Here is an 18,403-nt window from a genome sequence, read left to right on the forward strand (position 1 = left end):
CATAGATTTGGAGAGAATCGCCTTGGCCCCCGAACCGATCGTGCCGCTCGACCCCAACTGGCCTGCCATGTCGCTGGAGCAGGTGAAGGGGGCACTGACCGCTCCGGGCCAGCGCTTCGAGATGGACGAGGTGGAAATCCGCGGCGTGCCGACGCGGGTGTGGAAGGGCGCGCCGCCCACCCTGGGCGTGCTGGCGCAGCTGGCGCGGCTCTATGGCGACCGGGTGTTCACCGTCTATGAGGACGAGCGTGTCACCTATGACGCGAACTACCGGGCGGTGTGCCATCTGGCGCAGAAGCTGAGCGAGATGGGCGTGGGGAAGGGCGACCGTGTCGCGCTCGCCATGCGCAACCTGCCCGAATGGCCGACGATCTTCTTCGCTGCGACCAGCCTGGGGGCGATCATCGTGCCGCTCAACGCCTGGTGGACGGGTGGCGAGCTCGAATACGGCATGAAGGATTCGGGATCCAAGGTGCTGTTCGTCGATGCCGAGCGGCATGCCCGGCTGAAGGACTGCTACGCGCGGCTGCCCGACCTGGAGCGGGTGGTGGTGAGCCGCTGCGACGAAGAGCTGGACGGCAATGCCAGCCGGCTCGAGGTACTGATCGGCACGCGGCATGACTGGGCGAGCCTGCCCGATATTCCCTTCCCGCAGGTGGCGGTGACGCCCGAGGACGACGCGACGATCTTCTATACCAGCGGCACGACGGGGAACCCCAAGGGCGCGCTGGGCACGCACCGCAACATCTGCACCAACATCCTGTCGAGCGGGTACAGCGCGGCCAGGGCGATGCTGCGCCGGGGCGAGATGCCGCCGGCGATGATCCCGCACAAGGTGGGGCTGCTGGTCATTCCGCTGTTCCACGTCACCGCGTGCAGCGCGGCGCTGATGGGCGGCATCGCCACGGGGCAGACAGTGGTGTTCATGCGCCGCTGGGACGCCGAGAAGGCGATGGCGATCATCGAGCGCGAGAAGGTGACCTTCACCGGCGGCGTGCCGACGATCGCCTGGCAGCTGCTCGAGCATCCGGCGCGCGAGAAATACGACCTCTCCAGCCTGGAGGCGATCTCCTATGGCGGCGCGCCCTCGGCGCCCGAGCTCGTCAAGCGCATCTATGAGGAGTTCGGCGCGCTCCCCGGCAATGGCTGGGGGATGACCGAGACGATGGCGACGGTGACCCAGCATAGCGGCGAGGATTACCTGACCCGCCCGACCAGCGCCGGCCAGCCGGTCGCGACGGCGGACCTCAAGATCATGACCGTCGAGGGCGATCGCGAACTTCCCATTGGCGAAGTCGGCGAACTCTGGGCCAAGGGGCCGATGATCGTGAAGGGCTATTGGAACAAGCCCGAGGCGACGGCGGAGACCTTTGTCGACGGCTGGGTGCGCACCGGCGACCTGGCGCGGCTCGACGAGGAGGGGTTCCTCTATATCGTCGACCGGGCGAAGGACATCATCATCCGCGGCGGCGAGAACATCTATTCGAGCGAAGTCGAGGACGTGCTCTACGCCTTCCCCGGCGTGATGGACGCCGCGCTGATCGGCGTGCCGCACAAGACGCTGGGCGAGGAGCCGGTGGCGGTAGTCCATCTGGCGCCGGGCACCAATGCGAGCGAGGCGGAGCTGCAGGACTTCGTCCGCGCCCGGCTGGCAGGGTTCAAGGTGCCGGTGCAGGTGCGCTTCGTGGCGGACACCCTGCCGCGCAACGCCAATGGCAAGATCCTGAAGAAGGACCTGCGCGAGCTGTTCGTGGGCGAGGCCGCGGCCTGAGGCGCAATAGCGCTGGCCGAAAGGGCGGCGCGCGCTAAGCTCGGCATCCGAAAGGGAGACCGACGGATGCACATCGACCGCAGGGCGTTTTTCGGTGCCACTGCCGCAGCGCTGACCATGCCGCAGCTCGCCCGAGCGGCGGGCTGGTGGCAGTCCGCGCCGGCCTTTCCGCCAGTCGATGCGCACAGCGTCTGGCTGGTCGGCGATTCCGCGCCGCCCGATCCGGTTGCGATGTCGGCGCGGCTGGCGGAGCTGGCGGGCAGCGGATCGGTGCGCGACGGCTATCTGAACGGCGGCGTGGTCGAGGCGCTGGAAAAGGCGTTCGCTGCCCATCTGGGCAAGGAGGCCTGTGCCTTCTTCCCCACCGGCACGCTGGCCAACAATGTCGCGCTGCGGGTGCTGTGCGGCGATGCGCCGCATGCGCTCTGCCAGCAGGACAGCCATCTCTATCGCGACGAAAGCAACATGGCGCAGCGCATGGCCGGCATCAACCTGGTGCCGCTGGACGCGGGGAAGGTGACGCCGACGCAGGAGGAACTGGTCGCGGCGTTCGATGCCGCGGAGAAGGGGCCGTACGCGCTCAAGGTGGGGGCGATCTCGCTCGAGAGCCCGGTGCGCCGGCTCGAGGGCGGACTGATCCCGTCGAAGCGGATCGCCGAGATCGCGGCGCTCGCGGCGGCGCATGGCACGCGGATGCACCTGGATGCCGCGCGATTGCTGCTTGCGCCGCCCTCGATCGACCGAGCCGCCTATGTCGCGCCGTTCGAGACGGTCTATGTCTCGCTCTACAAATATCTGGGCGCACCGTTCGGAGCGGTGCTGGCGGGACCGGCGGCGACGATCGCCAGCGCGCGCGAGTGGCGGCACCTCTATGGCGGGCTGATCTACCAGGGCTGGGCACCAGCCTTGCTCGCGCTTGACGGACTGCAGCATTTCCCCGAGCGCATCGCCAAGGCGCACGGCGTTGCAGAGACGCTGTTCACCGCGCTTGAGCACAGCGGCAAGGTCAAGCGCGTGGCGAACCCCGACGCGTCCAACATCTATCGGCTCGAAATGCCGCAGGCGGCGGCAGAGGCTGCGTTCGAGCGCGGTCGCGCCGCTGGCGTGCGGATTGGGCGGTGGGACAAGGGATCGATCCCGTTCTTCGTCAACGAGACGCTGCTGCGCCGCCCGGTGGAAGACTATGTGAAGCTGTTCCTGGGGTAGGTGCCCCCGTCCTCACTCCACTCTTGCGGGGGTGACGACGGAGAGGACGGCCTGGCGCCACCCCATGAGGCGGGCTTTGCGGCTTTCAGCATCCAGCTTCGGCTCGAATGTCAGCCCCGCGCCGCGCATCTTCGTGGCGTCCTCCAGGCGACTGAACATGCCACAGCCGATGCCCGCCAGCATCGCGGCGCCCAGAGCGGTGGTCTCGGCAAAGTCGGGACGGTCGACCGGGATGGCGAGGATGTCCGCCAGGTCCTGGGCGATCCAGTCGTTGGTGACCATGCCGCCGTCGATGCGCAGTCGCGACCAGTCGGCACCGTCCGCGGCGAAGGCGGTCTTCAGGTCGTGGCTCTGGTGCGCCATCGCTTCCAGCGCGGCCCGGACGATATGGGCGCGGGTAGCGGCGAAGCTGAGGCCGGAGATCGATGCGCGCGCCTCCGGCTCCCACCAGGGCGCGCCAAGGCCGGACAAAGCGGGGACGAGATAGACGCCGCCATTGTCCTTCACCGAGCGTGCCAGCGGCTCGGTATCCTGCGCGTTTTCGATCAGTTGCACCGAATCGCGCAGCCACTGGACCAGGCTGCCGGCGACGAACACCGAGCCTTCGATCGCATAGGTGCGCCGCCCGCCGAGCTGCCACAGCACGGTGGCGAGGAGGCGGTTCCTGGAGGAGGGCGGGGCGGTGCCGGCATTGGTGAGAACGAAGGCGCCGGTGCCATAGGTCGCCTTGGTGTCGCCGCGCTCGAGGCAGGCCTGGCCGATCGTCGCGGCCTGCTGGTCGCCGGCAAGGCCGCAGATCGGGATCTCGCCGCCGAAGAGGCGCGTGGAGCCGAACCGGCCTGCGCAATCGACGATCTCGGGCAGCGCATCGCGCGGAGTGGAGAACATCTCCAGCGAGCTGTCGCTCCAGCCGCCCGAGCCGAGGCCCATCAGCAGGGTGCGCGAGGCATTGGTGGCGTCGGTGATATGGAGGCCGCCGGTGAGCTTCCAGACCAGCCAGCTCTCGATCGTGCCAATGGCGAGGCGGTTGCCCACGCCCTTGAGCTGGGGCCAGTGGTGCATCGCCCAGGCGATCTTGGTGCCGGAGAAATAGGGATCGAGCAGCAGGCCGGTGCGGGCCTGCACGCCCGGCTCCTCGCCGGCATCGCGCCAGGCACGGCACATCGCGGCGCTGCGGCGGTCCTGCCAGACGATGGCAGGGGCGAGGGGCTCTCCCGTCGTCTTGTCCCAGAAGACGATCGTCTCGCGCTGGTTGGTGATGCCGATCGCCGCGATCCGGTCCGCGCCGCCGGCCTCGCGGACCATGGCATGGGCGCATTCGAGGGTGCGCCTCCAGATCTCATTGGCATCATGCTCGACCAGGCCGGGCCCCGGATAATGCTGGGTGAGCTCGGCGCTGTGGCTGCCCAGGCACTTGCCCGACGGCGCGAACAGCATTGCGCGGGTGGAAGTGGTGCCCTCGTCGAGGACCAGGATGTTCTCGCCCATCGCGCGAGGCTAGCGGAGGGTCTCGACGGTTGGAAGCATGCTATTCCGCCGCGGAAGTCGGGCCCCGGGGGCACCGGGGAAGCAGCAGAGAAACCCTGGGCTCCGGCTTTCGCCGGGGAACAATGCCGTGCATGGGATGACGAAAGACGAGCGAAGCGCTAGGGTTACCGGAGCGAAAGGGAAGGGCAGAAGTGGACGATCGTTCGGGCAGCATTGGCGGCGAACCCATGGACGAGGGACTTCCCTCGGGGCCGGCACGGGCGCCGCTGCTCGGGCCGTCCACCCAGGAGAGCATGGGCGACGGGCAGAAGCGCGATCGGCTTATGGCCGCGCTGACGCTGATCGCCGGGCTCGGGCTGGTGCTCGCGCTGCCGTTCGCACTGCAGGCGGGCGCGGTGTTCTTCCTGCCGCTCACCACCGCGCTGGTGATCGCGATCGCGCTCGTGCCGCTGCTCGAATGGCTGGAACGGCACCGGCTGCCGGCGCCGATCGCGGCGTTCATCTGCGTGCTGCTGTTCCTGATCGCGGCGAATGTCGCGCTGGCATCGATCGTCGTTCCGGCATGGCAGTGGATCCGTGACCTGCCCGCCAAGATCCCGCAAATCCAGGAAAACCTGAAGCCGCTGATCGAATTCTATGCGAATCTCGATTCGTTCGTGAACAAGACGGTGATGAACTTCGCCTCGGCGCCGATGAAGCAGCCCGAGGTGATGGCGGCCACGCCGCCGCGTTCGCTGATCGACCTGTTCGCCACCTCGGCCCCGTCGGCGCTGGTCGAGATGTTCTTCGCCATCCTCGTCATCTACTTCTTCCTCTCCGGCTGGACCCGCCTGCGCCGCAACGCGATCACCAGCCGGGCGAGCTTTGGCGGCGCGATGGCGACCGCGCGGGTGATCCAGGACGTGGTCGACGATACCTCGGCCTATCTCGGCACGATCACGGTGATCAACATGACGCTGGGCCTGATCGTCGCCGGCGTGCTCTGGGCGATCGGCATGCCGACCCCGCTGATGTGGGGCGGCATCGTCGCGCTGCTCAACTATATCCCCTATTTCGGCCCGGTATTCGCCGCGCTGCTGCTGGCCATGGGCGGGCTGATGACCTTCCCGGACCTGGGCTGGGCGTTCGTGCCGCCGATCGTGATGATCGCCTGCCACCTGATCGAGGCGAATGTCGTGACCCCGCTCGTGGTCGGTCACCGCCTGACGATCAGCCCGATCATGATCCTGATCTCGCTGAGCTTCTGGGGCTGGGTGTGGGGCACCACCGGCGCACTGCTCGCGGTGCCGCTGCTCATCATCATCCAGACCGTGGTCAACGCCGCGGGCAAGCCGGATATCGCCGGTTTCCTGTTCGAGCACGGCACCTTGGTGAACGATCCTGTGGATAATCGACCGCTGCAGCGAAAAAGTCGCGACCAATCCGGTTGACACCCCCAAAAGTCGCGTCTAGTGCCCGCCTCCTCGCTTCGAGAGAGCGGGTGTAGCTCAGTTGGTTAGAGCGCCGGCCTGTCACGCCGGAGGTCGCGGGTTCGAGCCCCGTCACTCGCGCCATTCCCCATGGTCTGACTGTCAGGGTGCGCCCCGTGCGTGCTTCGACCGGACGATTGGATACGGGGAGCGGTCTTCTCTCACACGCAGATGCGGGTGTAGCTCAGTTGGTTAGAGCGCCGGCCTGTCACGCCGGAGGTCGCGGGTTCGAGCCCCGTCACTCGCGCCATGCATCGCATGGCCCCTCCCGCCACCGATGGCGGCGACTCACCTCTTCCCGTTTGATATAGAACGCATGATGGACGCTCAGGCGCGCCGCCAGCGACCGGTTTCCATCCAGCGGAGTACGCCGCCGAGCGGCAGGATCCAGATGATTCCGGTGACGACGTAGATCGGCAGCTGGGCGAGGATGTGCAGCCGGCCGATCCAGCCCGAGAAGCTGGCGACCAGGATCACCCAGGCGAAGACCCAGGCGACGATGCCCAGCGCGCCGGCGGGCTTGCGCCAGCTCGGCTCTATGCTTCCGCGTGCCACGTCATGCCTTTCTCGGTAATCACCGCATTCAGCGGCACGTCCCAGATGTCGCTGGGGATGGCAGGCACTTCCTGGACCGACCAGGCCACGCCGACGCGCCAGGCATCGGGATAGCGGGCGAAGGCGCGGTCATAATGGGCGGCGCCCTGGCCGAGTCGATTGAGCCGCGCATCGAAGCCGACCAGCGGGGTGAGGATCACGTCCGGGGCGACTTCCGGGCTGTCTGCCTGGGGCTGGCGCAGGCCGAAGGGACCATCGACCAGAGGCTCGCCCATCCGCCAGGCGAGGAAGCGCAGCGGCTCGGCGCGGCCGACGACGAAGGGCAGGGCAAGCGTGCAGCCAGCCTGGGCGGCCGCGGCGGCGAGCTGGGTGGGATCCGCCTCGCTGCCGATCGCGACATAGGTGGCGACCGTCATGCCCGGCTGGAGATGCTCGATGAAATGCTCGGGGGCGAGGATCGCCTCGCTCGCTTCAATGGCGAAGGCGTCACGCTCCGCACGGAGCTGCGCCCGAAGGGCTAGCTTGTCGATCATGCCGACAGTGTAGGGGAGCGGTGGCGGGACCGCCATGGCCGTTTGCCAGAATATCCTCCGACGCCCGTTACGTCAGGTGGGGACCATGTGCCGCGGACCAGGATCCGCACAGGGACAGCCCCCATGGAAGATGAATAGCCTCAGGGATAATTGCAAGGCTCGTACCGGGCAGTGCCCGCCGCCTATGGATATAGGGGGCGGGGCGGGTGTCCGCAACGGGTTACGAGGTACTTCTTTCCCCGGCTTTCGCCGTGGAACCGTGCGGGTTGAAGGGTTACGCCTCGCTGGCGTCTTCCTCGAGCGCGGCAGCCACGGCCTCGAGCCGGTCGGCGATGCGCTCGAGCAGCACCGGAGATACGCCTTCCGGCGGGTTGCGCTCGGTCTCGTCGAGCAGGTCGGCGAGGATCAGTGACAGATAGACCAAAGTGCGCTCAGCATTGAGCCCGCCCGACGCCCGTAGTGCCGTGTCGGCGTGGCGCTGCAGGATCGACTCAAGGTGGCGGATATGGGCTTCGTCGCCTTCGCGGGTCGCGACCGAATAGCTGCGGCCGGCGACGGAAATATCGATATCGGCCATCAGTCCTGGTCTGCCTGAGTTTCACGCGCGATCAGCGCGTCGAGCGACGACACCGCATCCTCGATGCGGGACCGCAGCTTGGCGTGGCGCTGGGTGATGCGTTCGCAGGCATAGGCCCGCGCTGCAGCGGCTTTCTCGATGCGGACGAGGGCCTGTTCGATACGATCGGCGGGCGTACTTGCCATATCCAAGCGTTACGCACCCCATCCGAACCTCGCAACCCCTGAATGGCACCGGTTCCATGACGGGTTCGCCGAGCTGAAGCGAAGCAGCGCCGGTTCGAGTCCTGCACGGTTTCGCAGTGCCGAGGCGGTTGACGTGGGCCCGCAAGGGCACCAAAGGCGTCCGCGCCAGCATCAGGGGACTCCAAGTGACCGCAAGCTTCACCGACTGCGCCAATGCCATCCGGGCATTGTCGATGGACGCCGTGGAGGCGGCCAATTCGGGGCATCCGGGCATGCCGATGGGCATGGCCGACGTCGCCACCGTGCTGTTCCAGAATTACCTGAAGTACGACCCGGCCGATCCGAAATGGGCGGACCGTGATCGCTTCGTGCTCTCGGCCGGCCATGGCTCGATGCTGCAATATTCGCTGCTGCACCTGACCGGCTATGCCCGCCCGACGCTGCAGGACATCCGCGACTTCCGCCAGATCGGCAGCCCCTGCGCCGGCCACCCGGAGAATTTCGAGCTGGAAGGCGTAGAGTGCACCACCGGTCCGCTCGGCCAGGGCCTTGCGATGGCCGTGGGCTTCGCCGCCGCCGAGCGCCACCTCAACGCCGTCTATGGCGACGACCTGGTCGATCACCGCACCTGGGTGATCGCCGGCGACGGCTGCCTGATGGAAGGCATCAACCATGAGGCGGTCGGCCTCGCCGGGCATCTGAAGCTCGGCAAGCTGATCGTGCTGTGGGACGATAACAAGATCACGATCGACGGCGCGGTGTCGCTCTCGTCGAGCGAGGACATCCCGGCGCGCTACCGCGCATCGGGCTGGCAGGTCGTCGAGTGCGACGGCCATGACGCCGCCGACATCGCCCGCGCCTTCGACGAGGCGATCGCCAGCGAGCTGCCGTCGCTGGTCAAGTGCCGCACGATCATCGGCTTCGGTGCGCCGAACAAGCAAGGCTCGTCCAAGGTGCACGGCTCGCCGCTGGGCGCCGACGAAGTCGCCGCTGCTCGCGTGACGCTGGGCTGGAACCACCCGGCTTTCGAGATCCCGGGCGATATCCGCGAGACCTGGCTGGAAGCCGGCAAGCGCGGTGCAACGCCGCATGCGGAGTGGAAGCAGCGCCTCGCGGCGCATGAGGATCGCGCCGAGTTCGAGCGCCGGATGCGCGGCGAGCTGCCGGCCTGGTTCACGATGGCCGACCATATCCAGGGCCTGATCGACGCGCCGCAGAAGGTTGCGACGCGCAAGGCGAGCGAAATGGCGCTCGAGGCGATCAACGCGCAGATCCCCGACACGGTCGGCGGCTCGGCCGACCTGACCGGCTCGAACAACACGCTGACCAAGGGCCTGGGCGCGTTCAACGCCGACAACTACGCCAGCCGCTATGTCTATTACGGCATCCGCGAGTTCGGCATGTCGGCGGCGATGAACGGCATGGCGCTGCATGGCGGCGTGATCCCCTATGGCGGCACCTTCCTGGTGTTCGCGGACTATGCCCGCGCGGCGATCCGCCTGTCGGCGCTGCAGCAGGCGCGCGTGATCTATGTGATGACGCACGACTCGATCGGCCTGGGCGAGGACGGCCCTACCCACCAGCCGGTGGAGCACCTGACCAGCCTGCGCCTGATCCCCAACCTCGACGTCTATCGCCCGTGCGACGTGATCGAGACCGCCGAGTGCTGGGAACTGGCGCTCCAGCGCGCGGACGGCCCAGGCCTGCTCGCGCTCAGCCGCCAGAACCTGCCGCAGCTGCGCCTCGAGGCCGGCGAAAACCGCTCGGCACGTGGTGCCTATGCGATCCGCGAGGCCGAGGCGCCGCGCCAGGTGGTGCTGATCGCCAGCGGCTCGGAAGTCGAGATCGCCGTCGCCGTGCGTGATGAGCTGGAAGCCCAGGGCATCGGCGCCGACGTCGTCTCGATGCCGTGCTGGGAGCGCTTCGATGCGCAGGACGCACAGTACAAGCGCGACCTGCTGCCGGCGCATGCGCTCAAGGTCTCGATCGAGGCCGGCACGACGCTGGGCTGGGAGCGCTATACCGGCATTGATGGATTGAACTTTGGGGTGGATGGATTTGGCGCCTCGGGCCCCTATCTGAAGCTCTACGAGCATTTCGGGCTCACTGCGGGAGCCATCGTTCCGCAGATCGTCGAAAAGTTGAACGGAGAACAGGCATGACGAAGGTTGCGATCAACGGGTTCGGGCGCATCGGTCGACTGGTCGCGCGCGCGATCCTGGAGCGTCCGGATAGCGGGCTCGAGCTCGTCACGATCAACGACCTGGCCGATGCCAAGTCGAATGCGTGGCTCTTCTCGCGCGACAGCGTGCACGGCAAGTATCCGGGCACCGTCACTGCCGAGGGCGACGACCTGATCATCGACGGCACCCGCATCAAGGTGACCAAGGAGCGTGATCCCGCCAACCTGCCGCACGCCGAGAACGGCGTGGAGCTGGTGCTGGAGTGCACGGGCTTCTTCACCGACCGCGCTTCGGCCCAGAAGCACATCGACGCCGGCGCCAAGAAGGTGCTGATCTCGGCTCCGGGCAAGAATGTCGACCTGACCGTCGTCTACGGCGTGAACCATGACAAGCTGGAGGCCGGCCACACGATCGTCTCCAACGCGTCGTGCACCACCAACTGCCTGGCGCCGGTCGCGAAGGTGCTGAACGACACCGTCGGCATCGAGCGCGGCCTGATGACCACGGTCCACGCCTATACCAACGACCAGAAGATCCTCGACCAGATCCACCCGGACCTGCGCCGCGCCCGTGCCGCCGCGATGAGCATCATCCCGACCACCACCGGCGCCGCGCGCGCCGTGGGCGAGGTGCTGCCGGAGCTGAAGGGCAAGCTGGACGGCTCGGCGATCCGCGTTCCGGTTCCGGACGGCAGCCTTGTCGACCTGACCTTCACGCCGAAGCGCGATACCAGCGTCGAGGAAGTGAACGCGATCCTGAAGGCGGCGTCGGAAGAAGGCCCGCTCAAGGGCATCCTGCTCTTCTCCGACGAGCCGCTGGTCTCGATCGACATCGTCCACACCCCGGCTTCGTCGACCGTCGACAGCCTGGAGACCGCGGTGATCGACGGCAAGCTGGTGCGCGTCGTCAGCTGGTACGACAATGAGTGGGGCTTCTCGAACCGCATGGTCGACACGGCCACCGCGATGGCGAAGCTGGGCTAAGGACTGCCCTCAACACCTGCCGTCATGCTGAACTTGTTTCAGCATCCAACACGCCTCAAACGGTATCGTTCGTGGAGAGTTGGACCCTGAAACAAGTTCAGGGTGACGGTGGGAGGGGAGGCCATGTTTGCCCCCCGCATCAACGACCAACCGCGAGGAAGAACATGACCCGCCCCTTCAAGACGCTCGACGACATGGGCGATATCGCCGGCAAGCGCGTGCTGGTCCGCGAGGACCTGAACGTGCCGATGGCCGATGGCCAGGTGACCGACGACACCCGGCTGCGCGCCGCGGTGCAGACCGTCGCCGAGCTGGCGGACAAGGACGCCAAGGTTATCGTCCTCGCGCATTTCGGCCGGCCCAAGGGACAGCGCAATCCGGAGATGAGCCTGTCGCTCGTCACCCAGCCGTTCAGCCATGTGCTCGGCCGCGAAGTCCGCTTCATCGACACCGATGGCGCGGCCGAAGCAGTCGCGGCGATGGGCGAGGGCGATATCGCTCTGCTCGAGAACACCCGCTTCGACGCCGGCGAGGAGAAGAACGCGCCGGAGACGATCGCGGCGCTTGCGTCGCTGGGCGATCTGTACGTCAACGACGCCTTCTCGGCTGCGCACCGCGCCCATGCCTCGACCGAGGGCCTGGCCCACAAGCTGCCTGCCTTTGCCGGTCGCCAGATGGAAGCCGAGCTCGACGCGCTCGACAAGGCGCTCGGCAATCCCGAGCATCCGGTCGCGGCGGTGGTCGGCGGCGCCAAGGTCTCGTCGAAGCTCGACGTGCTGCGCCACCTGGTCGAGAAGGTCGATCACCTGATCATCGGCGGCGGCATGGCCAACACCTTCCTCGCGGCGCGCGGCGTCGATGTCGGCAAGTCGCTCTGCGAGCACGACCTGACCGGCACCGCCGAGGAAATCCTCGACGCGGCCGACCGCGCCAACTGCACCGTGCACCTGCCATATGACGTGGTGGTGGCGAAGGAGTTCGCGGCGAACCCGCCGAGCCTGCGCACGGTCAACGTCCACGAAGTCGCGGCCGATGAGATGATCCTCGACATCGGCCCGGCGGCTACGGAAGCGCTTGCCGACGTACTCAAGACCTGCCGCACCCTGGTGTGGAACGGCCCGCTCGGTGCGTTCGAGACCCCGCCTTTCGACACCGCGACGGTGTCGCTGGCGAAGACCGCCGCGGCGCTGACCAAGGAAGGCCAGCTCGTCTCGGTCGCCGGTGGCGGTGACACCGTGGCGGCGCTCAACCAGGCCGGCGTCTCGGGGGATTTCACCTTCGTCTCGACCGCGGGCGGCGCCTTCCTCGAATGGATGGAAGGCAAGGAGCTGCCCGGCGTCGCCGCGCTGGCAGGCTGAAACCGGCCCTGGGGGCGCCCTGCGGCGTCCCCGCCCGGGCTATTTCACTTTCTCGTTGAGCAGCGGCACGAGCAGTTCGTTCAGCCGGTCGAGGTCTAGCGCCGCGGCCTTGGCGTAGCGGACGACGCCGTTGCGATCGATGATGATGTTGGTCGGCACGGCGTTCCCCACCACGTCATACGGCCCCTTGATCGAGCGCACCGGATCGATGTGCATCACGTCGAACAGCTTCTTGAGCTGATAGACCGGCAACGAATCTTCCGTGGCGACGGCGTAGACGCGCAGCCCGGCATCCTTGCGCAGCTCATAATAGCGATCGAGCGTCGGCAGCTCCTTGCGGCAGGGCGCGCACCAGGTTGCCCAGAAGTTCAGGACGATGACGTTGCCGCGGAGCTCGTCGAGCGAGACCTTGTTGCCGCCGCGGATCAGCCGGAGCGTGAAGGGCGGGGCGGGCTGGCCGACCTTGACGGCTGCGACCATGGGCGCCGGCGCCGGTGCGGCCCCGAGCAGCGAGAATGGCAGCGCGGCAAGCGCCAGCCGCGCGCAAAGTGCAGAAATCCCCATGGCTTTTCCCCCTCTAGCCGAGGCCATGCTGTCTCCGGCCCACGGCGCCGTCAAGCGCGGGATCGGAACCGCTCATCGCCGCTTGCAGAAAAGCTTGCACGGTGGCAGCGTTGTCAGGCTTTTCGCCTGCAAATCCGGGCGATAGGGGCTCCCCAACACCAGATATGCAAGGGGATACAGATGTCGATCACGCCGGCCGTAAAAGCCATTCTAGCGAACTATGAATCCGACAATCCCGGCGTGAAGGCGAACCTCGCCCGCATCCTGATGCAGGGCAAGCTGGGCGGCACGGGCAAGCTGATCATCCTGCCGGTCGACCAGGGCTTCGAGCATGGCCCTGCGCGCAGCTTCGCGGTGAACCCGGATGCCTATGATCCCCACTACCACTACCAGCTGGCGATCGACGCGGGCCTTTCCGCCTATGCCGCGCCGCTGGGCATGATCGAGGCGGGCGCCGACACCTTTGCCGGCCAGATCCCGACGATCCTGAAGGTCAACAGCTCGAACAGCTGGGCGACCAGCAACAACCAGGCGGTGACCGGCGGCGTCGACGACGCGCTGCGGCTGGGCTGCGCCGCGATCGGCTTCACCATCTATCCTGGCTCGGAAGACGTGTTCGAGATGATCGAGGAGATCAAGGAACTGCGCGCCGAAGCGGCTTCGGTCGGCATCGCCACGGTGATCTGGTCGTACCCGCGCGGCGGCAAGCTGAGCAAGGACGGCGAGCTGGCGCTCGACGTCGGCGCCTATGCCGCGCACATCGCGGCGCTGCTCGGCGCGCACATCATCAAGGTGAAGCTGCCGAGCGCGCATATCGAGCAGAAGGACGCGCAGAAGGTGTATGAAGGCACCGACTGGTCGAGCCAGGCCGACCGGGTGAAGCATGTCGTGAAGAGCTGCTTCAACGGTCGCCGCATCGTGGTCTTCTCGGGCGGCGCGGCCAAGGGCGCCGACGCCGTCTACCAGGACGCGATCGACATCCGTGACGGTGGCGGCAACGGCTCGATCATCGGGCGCAATACCTTCCAGCGCCCGCGCGCGGAAGCGCTGGCGATGCTCGACAAGCTGGTCGGCATCTACAAGGGCGAGCAATAAGCTTGGCCGCGAGCGAACACCCCTATCATCGCAGCCTCGCGCCGATGATGTGGGTGTTCGCCGCGCTTGCCGGGCTGGAGCTGGCGGTTGTCCATTTCCTGCTGGCTCTGTGGGACTGGCGGGTTGCGCTGGCCGTCACGCTCGCCAGCCTGGCAGGCGTGGTGTGGCTGGTGCGCGCGATCCACTCGTTCCGGCGCTTGCCCGTGCTGGTGGATGGCGAGCGGCTGGTCCTGCGGGCGGGCCATATCGCCGGGGTCGAGGTTCCGGTGGCGCATGTCTCCGCGATACGCACCAGCTGGGAGGGCGCCGAGATCAAGCGGCGCGACGCGCTCAATCTCGGTCTGATCGCCTACCCGAATGTGCTGGTCGAGCTGGACGAACCGGTCATACGGCGGCGCAGGGCGATCCGGGCGGTGGCGCACCGCTTCGACGATCCGGCGGCCTTCATCGCGGCGCTGGAAGCGGCTAGGGTGGCCGCATGACCATTGCCCGCAGACCCGTTTTGGCCGGCTTCGCGCTCGCGATGCTGGGCGCGCCTGCCCTGGCCAGGGAGTTCCGGATGGAAGAAGAGCTTTACGGGATGGTCGGCAAGATCAAGGCGCAGCCGGGCAAGCGCGCCGAACTGGTCGCGCTGCTGAGCGGCGGCACCGCCGACATGCCGGGTTGCATCGCCTATCTGATCGCCGAGGATCTAGGCGATGCCGACGGCATCTGGATCACCGAAGTTTGGAAGACGAAGCAGTTCCACGCCGACTCGCTCAAGCTGCCGGCAGTGCGCGACGCGATCGCCAAGGGACGGCCGCTGATCGCGGGGTTCGAGACGCATGTCGAGACGCGGCCGGTGACGGGCGCCGGCATAAGGGGTTAGGCGCTAGTAACAGCCAGTCGCCAGGGTGCTGGCGTTGATCGGATCGAGCTGGGCCGGGCGCAGTTCGTTTTGAGGGAAGGCGTGGAGAAGCGTCCCCTTCGTGTCCCTGGCGAAGCGGATCCGGACCTGATCGCGTCTTCTGCCCCATTTGCCGTCGAGCTCTATTGCGCCATCAAGGATGCGATAGGTCCCGGAGGCGTTTCCGAAGCCGTTGTACCAGAGGAACTTGCCCGGAGCAGGGAAGCTGAGCGGCCCCGAATCGCAAGGGGCCGTGGGTGAGAGACGGATGAGGTGCCCGGGGAGCAAGCGGGCCAGCTCCGCCGCGGGGACTGGGGCCGGGTACTTCTTCGGCACGGGCGCCGGCGTTCCACAGGCGGCCAGCGCGAAAGAGCTCGCTAGAACGCCCCTTCGACAGAATCCGCGCATCCCTCTCCCCATTGGCGTGACTTTGGGCCATCGAGGATGGAACGGCAATCGGCATGAAGGAAGCGGGGATGACGCAGGATTGGGCCGCAGTGGACGGCTATATCGCCGGGAAGTTGCTGGGTAACGATCCGGTGCTGGAGGGCGCGCTCGCGGCCAATGCGGCGGGCGGACTGCCGCCAATCGACGTGTCGGCCGCGCAGGGCAGGATGCTCGAGCTGTTCGCGCGGATGTCCGGCGCGCGGCGCATCCTCGAAGTGGGCACGCTGGGCGGCTATTCCACGATCTGGCTCGCGCGGGCACTACCTGCGGACGGGCAACTGGTAACGCTGGAGCTGGAGCCGCATCATGCCGAGGTGGCTCGGGTCAATCTTGCACGGGCCGGGATCGGGGACCGCTGCGAGGTTCGGGTCGGGCCCGCGGTGGATACGCTGGCGACGATGGTCGCGGCGGGCGAGGGGCCGTTCGACCTGGTCTTCATCGATGCCGACAAGCCGAGCAATGTCGCCTATCTGGAAGCAGCGCTGGCGCTCACCCGGCCGGGCAGCATGATCCTGGTCGACAATGTGATCCGCGAGGGAAACATCCTCGATCCCGACAATGCCGACCCGCGGGTGATCGGCACGCGGGCGCTGTTCGATGCGGTCTCCGCCGAGCCCCGCCTCGACGCCACCGCCATCCAGACGGTGGGCGACAAGGGCTGGGACGGCTTCCTGATGGCGATGGTGCGCGGCGGCTAGGCCTTGCCCGGCGGGACATGCTCGCGGAGCTCGCGCATCTGCCGCCCATAGTGTTCGCGCGATTCCCAGCCGAGCGGGTGCGGGCCATAGGCGTTGGGACCGAAGGTGCCAGGCCAGAACAGCAGCGCGAGCCACAGGACAAGCGCAACGACGACGAGGATGCTCAACCCCGGCAAGGCGGCGAGCCCTGCCAGCCCGACGAAGCCGAGGAGCCACCAGCCCGGCTTGCCGATGTCGTGGAGCCGGGCGATGGCGACGACGATCAGCGCCAGGTCGAAAGCTGCCTCCAGCGCGACATACCAGAGCGGGAAGGCCGCCGGATGCGTGAGCGCGCCGAAGCGGAAGCCGAACTGGATCGCGCCGATGTCGATCTGCTGGAAGGCGAAGAACTTGATCGCCGAGAAGCCGAGGCTGCCGAGTACCAGCCACAGGAACATCGCGCCGCGGCCGCAGCGCCCGATCGGCCATTTGAACATGCTGAACATGCGAATCCCCCTTTTCGCCTGCTGATCGGAGTGATCCTGCCTTGGCGCGGGACGGGCTGTCACGCCCTTTCGATCGACAGTGGTGCAGCCAGGCGGGTTTCGCTAAGGCAGCCGGAATGACCGACCTTGATGAAGATGGCCTGCCGCCGCTCGACCCGAATTTCGCCGACCAGTTCGTGCGCGACGTGCGCCGCCCGAAGTGCCAGCTCTATTTGATCTCGCCGCTCGATGTGGCGGGGGCATTCCCGGAGCGGCTCAAGCGCGCGCTCGGCGCAGGGCCGGTGGCGGCCTTCCAGTTGCGGGTGAAGGGCGTCGACCAGCACGAGGCGGCGCGTCTCGGCGAGCCGCTGCGCAGGATCTGCGCGGATGCGGACGTGGCGTTCATCGTCAATGACGATGTCAGCCTGGCGAAGCGACTGGATGCCGACGGCGTGCATCTGGGGCAGGGCGACGGCGATCCGCGCGAGGCGCGCGCGGTGCTGGGCCCGCAGGTGCAGATCGGGGTGACCTGCCATGACAGCCGCCACCTGGCGATGGAAGCGGGTGAGGCCGGCGCCGACTATGTCGCGTTCGGCGCCTTCTATCCGACCACGACCAAGGAAACCAATCACCGGCCCGAGCCGGTGATCCTGAGCTGGTGGTCGGCGCTGTTCGAGCTGCCCTGTGTCGCGATCGGCGGGATCACGCCGGACAACGCCGCGCCGCTGGTAAAGGCAGGCGCGGACTTCCTGGCGGTTTCCAACGCCGTATGGGGCGGGGACGAGGAAGCGGCGGTGAAGGCGTTCGCGGCGGTGCTGGCCGGCTGACCTATTCCGTCATCCCGGCGAAAGCCGGGATGACGGTGCTTTCGAAACCAACCTGGAGTTCCAGCCGTTGTTCTTGCGGAACGTCGTCTGCAGGAGCTTGATTTGGTGCGGAAATTCCTTGGGCTGTCGGCTTATCTCGCCTGTGCCTCGCTCGGTCCCAACGCCCTCGCGCAGGCGGGAACTTCGGGCAAACCGCCGATCGACTATACCATCCTCCATGCCCAGGTGATCCTCGATCATCTCGGCTTTTCGCCGGGCATCCTCGATGGGCGGGATGGGCAATCGCTCACTGCGGCGCTCAAGGGATTCCAGACTTCGCGCGGGATGACGCCCAGCGGCAAGCTGGATACGTCGACGCTCAAGGCGCTGGCGCCCTATGCCTCGCTGCGGCCCGTGCGGAAGCTGACGCTCGATGCGGAGACCCTGAAGGGACCGTACGTCAATCCGATCCCGAAGGATCCGGAGAAGCAGGCAAAGCTGCCGTCGCTCGGTTACACCCGTCCGCTCGAGAAGCTGGCCGAGATGTTCCACACCACGCCGGAGGTGCTGGTGGAGCTGAACCCGGGCGGCAGGGCGATCGGACCCGGGGCGGAGTTCGTCTTCCCCAATGCGCTGCCCGCATCGCGCGATTATCCGGCGGACATCAAGCCGGAGTGGCGCGCGACGCTCACCATGCTCAACGTCGAGGCCAAGGTGCCGGAGGCGGACCATCTCGTCGTCGACAAGAGCGAGAAGGTGCTCAAGGTGTTCGACAAGCAGGATCGCCTGGTCGCGCAGTTCAACGCGACCATGGGCAGCGAACATGATCCGCTGCCCATCGGCACGTGGAAGATCTATGGGGCGGACACCAACCCCAAGTTCCACTACAATCCCAAGCTGTTCTGGGACGCGAGGAAGGGCAGTGACCCGGCGATGTTGCCGCCGGGACCCAATGGCCCGGTGGGGGTGGTGTGGCTGGACCTGTCGAAGGAGCATTATGGCATCCATGGCACACCCGAGCCGCAGCTGATCGGCCGCACCGAAAGCCATGGCTGCATCCGCCTGACCAATTGGGATGCGGCCCGGCTCGCGCTGATGGTCAAGCCGGGCACCAAAGCCGTATTCCAGGAATAGA

General features: G+C 67.2%; 19 protein-coding genes and 2 tRNA genes. 14 read left to right on the forward strand and 7 right to left on the reverse strand.

Features of this window, described 5'->3' with window-relative positions; translation table 11 throughout:
- The first annotated feature begins 67 nt into the window (after positions 1-67).
- Positions 68-1,771: a class I adenylate-forming enzyme family protein gene (locus tag O3305_RS03980; RefSeq protein ID WP_269576450.1), complete on the forward strand. Its 1,704-nt coding sequence runs from the start codon at positions 68-70 to the stop codon at positions 1,769-1,771.
- Positions 1,772-1,837: 66 nt separating this feature from the next.
- Positions 1,838-2,977, forward strand: a complete 1,140-nt coding sequence (locus tag O3305_RS03985) for a threonine aldolase family protein (protein WP_269575243.1) — start codon at positions 1,838-1,840, stop codon at positions 2,975-2,977.
- A gap of 12 nt (positions 2,978-2,989) precedes the next feature.
- Here the strand turns inward: O3305_RS03985 and O3305_RS03990 are convergent, their stop codons facing one another.
- Positions 2,990-4,465 (reverse strand): glycerol kinase, encoded by a 1,476-nt coding sequence (locus tag O3305_RS03990; RefSeq protein WP_269575244.1) that lies wholly within the window; start codon positions 4,463-4,465, stop codon positions 2,990-2,992.
- Between the two features lie 227 nt (positions 4,466-4,692).
- On the opposite strand from O3305_RS03990, the gene O3305_RS03995 reads away from it, so the two are divergent.
- The 3 genes from O3305_RS03995 to O3305_RS04005 all read left to right on the forward strand — a co-directional run bounded on the left by O3305_RS03995 (position 4,693) and on the right by O3305_RS04005 (position 6,184).
- Entirely contained in the window at positions 4,693-5,895 is a 1,203-nt protein-coding gene (locus O3305_RS03995) for an AI-2E family transporter (RefSeq protein ID WP_502958196.1), read from the forward strand.
- A 46-nt stretch (positions 5,896-5,941) separates the two neighbouring features.
- Positions 5,942-6,018: transfer RNA gene (locus O3305_RS04000), tRNA-Asp, on the forward strand.
- A gap of 89 nt (positions 6,019-6,107) precedes the next feature.
- Positions 6,108-6,184 (forward strand) — tRNA-Asp (locus O3305_RS04005).
- Between the two features lie 77 nt (positions 6,185-6,261).
- Here the strand turns inward: O3305_RS04005 and O3305_RS04010 are convergent.
- From O3305_RS04010 to O3305_RS04025, 4 genes are all read right to left on the reverse strand, one after another.
- Positions 6,262-6,489, reverse strand: a complete 228-nt coding sequence (locus O3305_RS04010) for a DUF2842 domain-containing protein (protein WP_269575245.1) — start codon at positions 6,487-6,489, stop codon at positions 6,262-6,264.
- A complete protein-coding gene (locus O3305_RS04015; protein WP_269575246.1) occupies positions 6,471-7,022 on the reverse strand; it encodes a 5-formyltetrahydrofolate cyclo-ligase in 552 nt (183 codons plus the stop codon). Before O3305_RS04015 ends, O3305_RS04010 begins: the two co-directional genes overlap by 19 nt.
- Positions 7,023-7,296: 274 nt before the next feature.
- Complete coding sequence (locus tag O3305_RS04020; protein WP_184166458.1) at positions 7,297-7,599, reverse strand: cell division protein ZapA; 303 nt, start codon at positions 7,597-7,599, stop codon at positions 7,297-7,299.
- The gene (locus tag O3305_RS04025) at positions 7,599-7,784 is read right to left on the reverse strand and encodes a hypothetical protein (protein ID WP_184166455.1); all 186 of its coding nucleotides are present in this window, start codon (positions 7,782-7,784) and stop codon (positions 7,599-7,601) included. Before O3305_RS04025 ends, O3305_RS04020 begins: the two co-directional genes overlap by 1 nt.
- Positions 7,785-7,969: 185 nt before the next feature.
- Between O3305_RS04025 and tkt the strand changes: the two genes are divergently transcribed.
- The 3 genes from tkt (at position 7,970) to O3305_RS04040 (ending at position 12,308) form a co-directional block, all read left to right on the forward strand.
- Positions 7,970-9,946 (forward strand): transketolase, encoded by a 1,977-nt coding sequence (tkt, locus tag O3305_RS04030; protein ID WP_502958184.1) that lies wholly within the window; start codon positions 7,970-7,972, stop codon positions 9,944-9,946.
- Positions 9,943-10,950, forward strand: a complete 1,008-nt coding sequence (gene gap / locus O3305_RS04035) for a type I glyceraldehyde-3-phosphate dehydrogenase (RefSeq protein ID WP_184166449.1) — start codon at positions 9,943-9,945, stop codon at positions 10,948-10,950. The genes tkt and gap overlap by 4 nt, the downstream gene beginning before the upstream one ends.
- A 164-nt stretch (positions 10,951-11,114) precedes the next feature.
- On the forward strand, positions 11,115-12,308 hold the full coding sequence (locus O3305_RS04040; protein ID WP_269575247.1) for a phosphoglycerate kinase: 1,194 nt from the start codon (positions 11,115-11,117) through the stop codon (positions 12,306-12,308).
- Between the two features lie 39 nt (positions 12,309-12,347).
- Here O3305_RS04040 and O3305_RS04045 read toward each other — a convergent pair whose 3' ends face one another.
- Positions 12,348-12,872 (reverse strand): TlpA family protein disulfide reductase, encoded by a 525-nt coding sequence (locus O3305_RS04045; RefSeq protein WP_446745981.1) that lies wholly within the window; start codon positions 12,870-12,872, stop codon positions 12,348-12,350.
- Between the two features lie 180 nt (positions 12,873-13,052).
- Here O3305_RS04045 and O3305_RS04050 point away from each other — a divergent pair, with 180 nt between their 5' ends.
- From O3305_RS04050 to O3305_RS04065, 4 genes are all read left to right on the forward strand, one after another.
- Positions 13,053-13,967 carry a class I fructose-bisphosphate aldolase gene (locus O3305_RS04050; RefSeq protein ID WP_269575248.1) on the forward strand — a complete coding sequence of 305 codons (915 nt, stop codon included), beginning with the start codon at positions 13,053-13,055 and terminating at the stop codon, positions 13,965-13,967.
- 2 nt (positions 13,968-13,969) lie between these two features.
- Positions 13,970-14,449, forward strand: a complete 480-nt coding sequence (locus O3305_RS04055) for a hypothetical protein (protein ID WP_269575249.1) — start codon at positions 13,970-13,972, stop codon at positions 14,447-14,449.
- Complete coding sequence (locus tag O3305_RS04060; RefSeq protein WP_269575250.1) at positions 14,446-14,835, forward strand: putative quinol monooxygenase; 390 nt, start codon at positions 14,446-14,448, stop codon at positions 14,833-14,835. Before O3305_RS04055 ends, O3305_RS04060 begins: the two co-directional genes overlap by 4 nt.
- Positions 14,836-15,329: 494 nt before the next feature.
- Positions 15,330-15,998 carry an O-methyltransferase gene (locus O3305_RS04065; RefSeq protein ID WP_269575251.1) on the forward strand — a complete coding sequence of 223 codons (669 nt, stop codon included), beginning with the start codon at positions 15,330-15,332 and terminating at the stop codon, positions 15,996-15,998.
- Here the strand turns inward: O3305_RS04065 and O3305_RS04070 are convergent.
- Positions 15,995-16,483, reverse strand: coding sequence for a DUF805 domain-containing protein (locus O3305_RS04070; RefSeq protein WP_269575252.1), 489 nt, complete (start codon positions 16,481-16,483; stop codon positions 15,995-15,997). The genes O3305_RS04065 and O3305_RS04070 overlap by 4 nt on opposite strands.
- Before the next feature lie 116 nt (positions 16,484-16,599).
- On the opposite strand from O3305_RS04070, the gene thiE reads away from it, so the two are divergent.
- Positions 16,600-17,289, forward strand: coding sequence for a thiamine phosphate synthase (gene thiE / locus O3305_RS04075; protein ID WP_269575253.1), 690 nt, complete (start codon positions 16,600-16,602; stop codon positions 17,287-17,289).
- Positions 17,290-17,394: 105 nt separating this feature from the next.
- A complete protein-coding gene (locus O3305_RS04080) occupies positions 17,395-18,402 on the forward strand; it encodes a L,D-transpeptidase family protein (RefSeq protein WP_269575254.1) in 1,008 nt (335 codons plus the stop codon).
- Position 18,403 lies beyond the last annotated feature (1 nt).

This window comes from Sphingomonas sp. NIBR02145, from assembly GCF_027359115.1.
In the GTDB taxonomy this organism is placed as follows: Bacteria; Pseudomonadota; Alphaproteobacteria; order Sphingomonadales; family Sphingomonadaceae; genus Sphingomonas; species Sphingomonas kyeonggiensis_A.

Excerpts from the sequence above, each read along its gene's own strand:
- gap (WP_184166449.1), top strand. The coding sequence starts at position 9,943 with ATGACGAAGGTTGCGATCAACGGGTTCGGGCGCATCGGTCGACTGGTC.
- O3305_RS04065 (WP_269575251.1), top strand. The coding sequence starts at position 15,330 with ATGACGCAGGATTGGGCCGCAGTGGACGGCTATATCGCCGGGAAGTTG.
- O3305_RS04060 (WP_269575250.1), top strand. The coding sequence starts at position 14,446 with ATGACCATTGCCCGCAGACCCGTTTTGGCCGGCTTCGCGCTCGCGATG.
- O3305_RS04045 (WP_446745981.1), bottom strand. The coding sequence starts at position 12,872 with ATGGGGATTTCTGCACTTTGCGCGCGGCTGGCGCTTGCCGCGCTGCCA.
- O3305_RS04040 (WP_269575247.1), top strand. The coding sequence starts at position 11,115 with ATGACCCGCCCCTTCAAGACGCTCGACGACATGGGCGATATCGCCGGC.
- O3305_RS04070 (WP_269575252.1), bottom strand. The coding sequence starts at position 16,483 with ATGTTCAGCATGTTCAAATGGCCGATCGGGCGCTGCGGCCGCGGCGCG.
- O3305_RS04020 (WP_184166458.1), bottom strand. The coding sequence starts at position 7,599 with ATGGCCGATATCGATATTTCCGTCGCCGGCCGCAGCTATTCGGTCGCG.
- O3305_RS03995 (WP_502958196.1), top strand. The coding sequence starts at position 4,693 with ATGGACGAGGGACTTCCCTCGGGGCCGGCACGGGCGCCGCTGCTCGGG.
- O3305_RS03980 (WP_269576450.1), top strand. The coding sequence starts at position 68 with ATGTCGCTGGAGCAGGTGAAGGGGGCACTGACCGCTCCGGGCCAGCGC.
- O3305_RS03985 (WP_269575243.1), top strand. The coding sequence starts at position 1,838 with ATGCACATCGACCGCAGGGCGTTTTTCGGTGCCACTGCCGCAGCGCTG.
- thiE (WP_269575253.1), top strand. The coding sequence starts at position 16,600 with ATGACCGACCTTGATGAAGATGGCCTGCCGCCGCTCGACCCGAATTTC.
- O3305_RS03990 (WP_269575244.1), bottom strand. The coding sequence starts at position 4,465 with ATGGGCGAGAACATCCTGGTCCTCGACGAGGGCACCACTTCCACCCGC.
- O3305_RS04050 (WP_269575248.1), top strand. The coding sequence starts at position 13,053 with ATGTCGATCACGCCGGCCGTAAAAGCCATTCTAGCGAACTATGAATCC.
- O3305_RS04025 (WP_184166455.1), bottom strand. The coding sequence starts at position 7,784 with ATGGCAAGTACGCCCGCCGATCGTATCGAACAGGCCCTCGTCCGCATC.
- O3305_RS04015 (WP_269575246.1), bottom strand. The coding sequence starts at position 7,022 with ATGATCGACAAGCTAGCCCTTCGGGCGCAGCTCCGTGCGGAGCGTGAC.